We start from the raw sequence: 5350 nt of genomic DNA, 5'->3' as shown, positions 1-5350 counted from the left end.
GGGGGGAGGCGGGTGCTGCGGTGGAGGGTGCTGCGGCTAACCGGCCGTCGTCCGGGTCGCCTTGAGGAACTCCCGCAGGATGCGCTCCCCCGCCAGGACGCCCCGCTCAGGCAGTGCCGTGATCGCGGGGGCCGTCCAGTCGGCCTCCGCCAACTCGCCGTGGCCCGGGCGCCAGCCCCGGTCCGCGGCGAGGAGCAGGTCCGCGTCCAACAGGGAGTCGCCCGCCGCCAGGGTCAGCTCCGCGCCCGTCCTGCGGGCGACCTCCCTCATCGCCGCGCTCTTCGTCAGGGGCTTCGGCACGGCGTAGATCTTGCGGCCCTGGAGGGAGACCGTCCAGCCGCGGTTCTCCGCCCATACCGCGAGCTCCTTCACCCACTCCTCCGGCAGCAGCTCCCGCTCGACGACCAGATAGGCGAACAGGTCCTCGGCGACCCGGTGTTTGCGCACCCAGAGCGGGTCGGCCGTGGCCAGCAGATGCTCGCGGACCTCGTCCAGCGGGGCGCACTCGTCCGCCAGCCGGGCCGTGACCCGCGCGTGCCAGTCCAGGTCGGAGACCCCGTCCACCATCAGGTGGCCACCGTTCGCGCAGATCGCGTACTTCGGGGCCGGGCCCGGCAGGTTGATGCGCAGGTACTGCTTGCGAGTACGGGTCGTCGTCGGCACGAACACCGCCGCGTCGCCCAGGTCGGTCAGCAGCGCGGCTGACGTCTCCGTCATGAACGACAGCGGCCTGCTCTCGTGCACCTCGACACAGAGCAGCCGGGGCGCCCGCGCGTCCGGCATGGTCAGCGCGAGGGCCGCCGGGGAGTAGATCAGCGTCCGGTCCAGGTCGCTCGCCACCAGCACCGGCATCAGACGTTCACCGCCCGGCCGTCGGCACCGGTCGCACCGCGCGTGTACTTCGGATGGATCAACCCCACGCAGGTGTACGGCAGTTCGTAGACCTCCTCGACGGGCACCCCCCGCTGCTCGGCCAGCAGCCGTACGTGGTCCAGGTCGGCGCCCGCCCCGGCCCGCGCCAGGATCTTCCACGGCACCCGGCGCAGCAGCACGCGCGTGGTCTCGCCGACGCCCGGCTTGACGAGGTTGACGTCGTGGATGCCGTACTCCTCGCTGATCCGCTCGACGGCCGCCCAGCCCTCCCAGGTGGGCTCGCGGTCACCGGACAGCAGTTCCTTCGCCTGCGCGTCCACCGCGTCGACGACCTCGGAGAAGCGGGCGGCCACGGCGTCGATGAACTCCAAGGAGACGTCCGCGCCCGCCAGTTCGCGGTAGAACTTGGCGCCGTGGAAGTCGTGCGGGCCGACCAGGTCCGCGCGCAGGACCGTGCGGGATATCAGGCCGGAGACGGTCGAGTTGAGACAGGCCGAGGGGATCAGGAAGTCCTCGCGGGTGCCGTACGTCCGTACGCAGGAACCCGGGTCGGCCAGGACCGCGATCTCCGGGTCGAAGCCGGTGATCCCGTCGGAGGCCTCGAACTCCTTGACGGCGTCGGCGAGTTCGCGGGTGATCGCGCCCTTGCCGGTCCAGCCGTCGACGAACACCACGTCCCGGGGGTCGTGCCGGTCGGCGAGCCAGCGCAGGGCGTTGGCGTCGATGCCGCGTCCGCGCACGATGGAGACGGCGTAGTGCGGCAGGTCCAGTCCGTGCCGGAACCGGGCCCAGCGGCGCATCAGGACGCCCACGGGGGTTCCGGCGCGGGCCAGCGAGACGAGGACGGGCCGGGGCGAGCGCTCGGCCAGCACGAGCTCGGTGACGGCGCCGACCGCCTGCGCGAGACGGGACGCGGTCGACTCCAGGGCCGCGTGGAAGAGTTCCTGGTACTGCTCGCTCGGCTGGTACTCCACCGGCAGCGACTCCGCGTAGTGCGCGCCGCCGCTCTGGATGGCCTCCTCGCGCTCCTCGGTCGGCGCCTCCAGCGTCACGTCCGAGAGGTCCTGGAGCAGCCAGCCGACCTCGTCGGGCGGGTACGAGGAGAAGGCGGGGCCGCGGAGGGGCTCGGGCAGCATGGCGTGCCTTTCGGGGACGTCGGGGACGTACGAGGGCACGACCACGAGCAGGACGTGCGGGGTGTGGGCGGCGAGCTGGGCCAACAGGCCGTTCTCGGCGTGCAGGTGCGGGGTGTCCGCCGGCGAGTCGACGACGGCCACGATCGCGTCGAATCCGGCACCGGCGACGTTGTAGGCGTAACGGTCGCCGGGACCGTCGGCCGGGTCGTCGTGGGCGGGGAAGACCAGGCGGCTGCGTATCGCGTAGCCCGGGTCGTCGACGGCCAGGACCGGTGAGCGGGTGGTGGTGGAGTAGGTGACCTCGGCGTCGGTGATCTGTTCCAGTTCGCGGGCGAGGCGGAGGGGGGCGTACATCAGCTCTTCGAAGCCGAGGACGTGTACGCGATGGGCGTCCTGCGGGAGCGCCTCCGCGAGGCGGGCGGCCATGGCGGGGAGGGCGTGATCGAGGCGGGTGCGGTTGGCCGGGGTGAAGCCGTGACGGCCGCCGTCGGGGAGGTTGCGGGGCCACAGGAGGTCTACTCGCTTGGCTGCCGGGTGCGGGTTTGTGGGGGCTGATCGCGCCCACGCGGCGGTAGCCGCGGATTCAGCACAGCCCCGCGCCCCCAGGTCGGCTACCTCGTACTTGGCTACAAGGTTTCGTCCCTTTTCCAGCACGTCCTCCGGCAGGTTGACAGTGCCGGAAGCCGACGTCACCAGGTCCACCCTCGCGCCTATCTCCCTCGCGAAGTCCTCCAGGCGGCCCGCGTCCGCCGGTGAGCGCATGTCGACCAGGGCCACCACCACGTACCGCTGTCGTGGATAGCGCTCGTGAAGGGCACGCACGGTGTTGAGGACCGTGTTGCCCGTCGAGAACTCGTCGTCGACCAGCACCAGGGGGCCGTCTCCCGCCAGCAGGCCGGGGTTCTCCGGCAGCAGGAGGTGGGAGGTGGCGTGGGAGTGGGACTCCTCGAAGCCTCCCGCAGGGGCCACGCCCGCTACCGGGCGGCGGGTGGAGTGGAGGTAGGGGGCCGAGCCGATGCCGTCCGCGACGGAGTGGCCCAGGCCCGTCGCCGTTTCCGCGTACCCGAGGACGACCGCCTCGGCCGCCTCCTCGGCGCCCAGGAGGGCGCGTACCCGGCGGCCCAGGGCGAACCCGTGGCCGTAGACGACCGACGGCGACTGCGGGACGTGTTTGCCCAGGACGTTGGAGACGAGGAGGTGCGCCCGCTTGGGGTTGCGGCGCAGGGCCAGGCCCAGGAGGTCTTTGAGCTCGTCGTCGCCCACGAGTTCGAGCCCGAGTCGCTCGGCGACCCAGGTCCCGGACCAGACCCCGTCGTTCACTGCGTTGATCATGATTCCCTGATTGGTGGGGTTCAGCCGGGTATGCCGGCGGCGAGCAGGTCCACGAAGCTGACGTCCTCGCGCGCGACGCCGAAGACCTCGGCCCGGAGCATGGTCCGCTCGGCCCAGGCGCGGTGCGGCTTCACCTCGTTCATCTTGTTCGTGTACGCCGATCTGAGCACGCCCCCGCCGCCCCGCTCGGGCCGCAGGATGTCCACGGCGTCGCCGAACTCCTCGTGGCTGACCACGGACAGCGCGTGCACGGGCAGGACGTGGGTGGGGTGGATGCAGGTCTTGCCCAGCAGGCCGTTGGCCTGGTCCAGGGAGATCTCCCGCAGCAGCCCGTCCATGGCGTGCTCGATCAGTTTCTCGCGCAGTTCGACGGCCTGCCCCTCGAGGAAGGGGCTGGTGCGCAGGAGCGGCTTGAACATGCGCTCCGGTACGCGGAAGTACTCCCAGACCGGCCCGGTCACCGTGAAGCCGGTGCCGTCGGCCCGGCCCAGCATGTTCACCACGTCGGCGATCACGGAGGCGACGATCTGGACGTCGTAGGCGGTCATGTCGGGGGCCCGGCGCAGGCCGTAGGAGGAGCAGAAGTCGGTGACGCCGAGGCGCAGCGCGAGCACGCGGTCGCGGTACTTGTCGACGGTGCGGGCGATGCCCTCCAGGGCGGCCACCCGCGACTCCCGGTACATCAGTTCGGGGGTCTCCAGCACGGGCATCCCGAACAGCCGGTGGCCGCTCGCGCTCTCGGCGTGGGCCAGGGCCTCCAGGAAGGGGATGCCGCGCTCCTCGGTGAACTTCGGGAACACGAATCCGGACAGCAACCGCGCGTTCGCGCCCAGTCGCGACACGAGGTCGGGGATCTGCTCGGCCGTGCGGACCCGGATGAACAGCAGCGGGAGGCAGCCGGAGTCCCTGGTGGCCAGGTCGGCGAACTGGCGGACCAGGTTCTCCTCCCCCGCCAGCACGTCCGCGTCGTCGATCGAGTCCTCCAGGCACAGCACCATCGAGACGACGCCGTGCCCGGCCTGTTTGACGATGTCGTCGGCCAGCCGGGGCCGGGTCGCCGGGCTGTAGAGCGTGGCGCCCAGGGCCGCGGAGAGCAGCCGGGCAGGGGAGTCCGTGCCGAACTCGCACGGCTCCTGATGGAAGAGACGCCGCCGCTCCTCCGGGGCGATGTGCCCGAAATGACGCATAAAACTCCCCCGTGGCACATGTAAGCCTGTGGATTCTGAGAACAGGTGGCCGGTAATAGTACGTACCGGCCCATGTCAGGGGTTCCCGTCGGGCATGAATTTCCGGTAACGCCCGCGGACACACCCATAGTGCGGTGCCGCCCCCCGCGTTGTCGTGACCAGGACCGAGAAGGCAGGATGACCGCTATGACGCACGCGATGCTGAAAGGGTCGAACGTCCCGCTCGAGGCCACGGCGGTACGCGCCGTGCTGCGCTGGACGCCCGGGCAGGGGGTCCCGGAGGTCGACGCCTCCGCGCTGCTCCTCAACCCCGACGGCCGTGTGCGCTCCGACGAGGACTTCGTCTTCTACAACCAGCCCCGGCACCCCTCCGGGAAGGTCAGGCTCCTCGGCAAGAAACGCACCGCCGAGGGTCCCACCGATACGATCCAGACGGATCTGGCCGGTGTCGAGCCCGACGTCAGCCAGATTCTCCTGGTCGCTTCGGCCGACGACGTCACCTTCGACCGCGTACAGGGCCTGCGCATCCTGCTGTACGACGCCTCGGTAGCCGACGGTGAGCCGCTGGCCTACTTCGACATCACGCCCCAGACCGGCAAGGAGACGGCGCTGATCTGCGGCGAGCTCTACCGCCGTGACAAGCGCTGGAAGTTCCGGGCGCTGGGCGAGGGCTACTCCAACGGTCTCAAAGGCCTGGCCACGGACTTCGGCATCTCCGTCGACGAGTCCGACCCGGAGCCGTCGGCCGCGCAGCCCCAGCCGCTGCCGCCGGAACAGCCCACCGGGGTCCCGCCCCAGCCGGCCTACGGCTTCCCCCCGCAG

Annotated in this window: 4 protein-coding genes; 1 reads left to right on the top strand and 3 read right to left on the bottom strand. The window is 71.1% G+C overall.

Features of this window, described 5'->3' with window-relative positions:
- Nucleotides 1-36: 36 nt before the first annotated feature.
- From GRC12_RS41595 to GRC12_RS41585, 3 genes are read right to left on the bottom strand one after another with little or no spacing between them, the layout of a single operon-like run.
- Complete coding sequence (locus GRC12_RS41595) at nt 37-852, bottom strand: HAD family hydrolase (protein ID WP_208785640.1); 816 nt, start codon at nt 850-852, stop codon at nt 37-39.
- The gene (locus tag GRC12_RS41590; protein WP_208785639.1) at nt 852-3341 is read right to left on the bottom strand and encodes a phosphoribosyltransferase; all 2490 of its coding nucleotides are present in this window, start codon (nt 3339-3341) and stop codon (nt 852-854) included. Before GRC12_RS41590 ends, GRC12_RS41595 begins: the two co-directional genes overlap by 1 nt.
- 20 nt (nt 3342-3361) lie before the next feature.
- Nucleotides 3362-4528 (bottom strand): HpcH/HpaI aldolase/citrate lyase family protein, encoded by a 1167-nt coding sequence (locus tag GRC12_RS41585; RefSeq protein WP_208785638.1) that lies wholly within the window; start codon nt 4526-4528, stop codon nt 3362-3364.
- Nucleotides 4529-4714: 186 nt separating this feature from the next.
- Between GRC12_RS41585 and GRC12_RS41580 the strand changes: the two genes are divergently transcribed.
- A partial coding sequence (locus GRC12_RS41580; protein ID WP_208785641.1) for a TerD family protein occupies nt 4715-5350 on the top strand: 636 nt, incomplete at its 3' end.

It is taken from the genome of Streptomyces griseorubiginosus, assembly GCF_017614965.1.
In the GTDB taxonomy this organism is placed as follows: domain Bacteria; phylum Actinomycetota; class Actinomycetes; order Streptomycetales; family Streptomycetaceae; genus Streptomyces; species Streptomyces griseorubiginosus_B.
The sequence above is the reverse complement of the archived record's forward strand: the minus strand, read 5'-3'. Positions and strand labels throughout refer to the sequence as shown.

Excerpts from the sequence above, each read along its gene's own strand:
- GRC12_RS41595 (WP_208785640.1), bottom strand. The coding sequence starts at position 852 with ATGCCGGTGCTGGTGGCGAGCGACCTGGACCGGACGCTGATCTACTCC.
- GRC12_RS41590 (WP_208785639.1), bottom strand. The coding sequence starts at position 3,341 with ATGATCAACGCAGTGAACGACGGGGTCTGGTCCGGGACCTGGGTCGCC.
- GRC12_RS41585 (WP_208785638.1), bottom strand. The coding sequence starts at position 4,528 with ATGCGTCATTTCGGGCACATCGCCCCGGAGGAGCGGCGGCGTCTCTTC.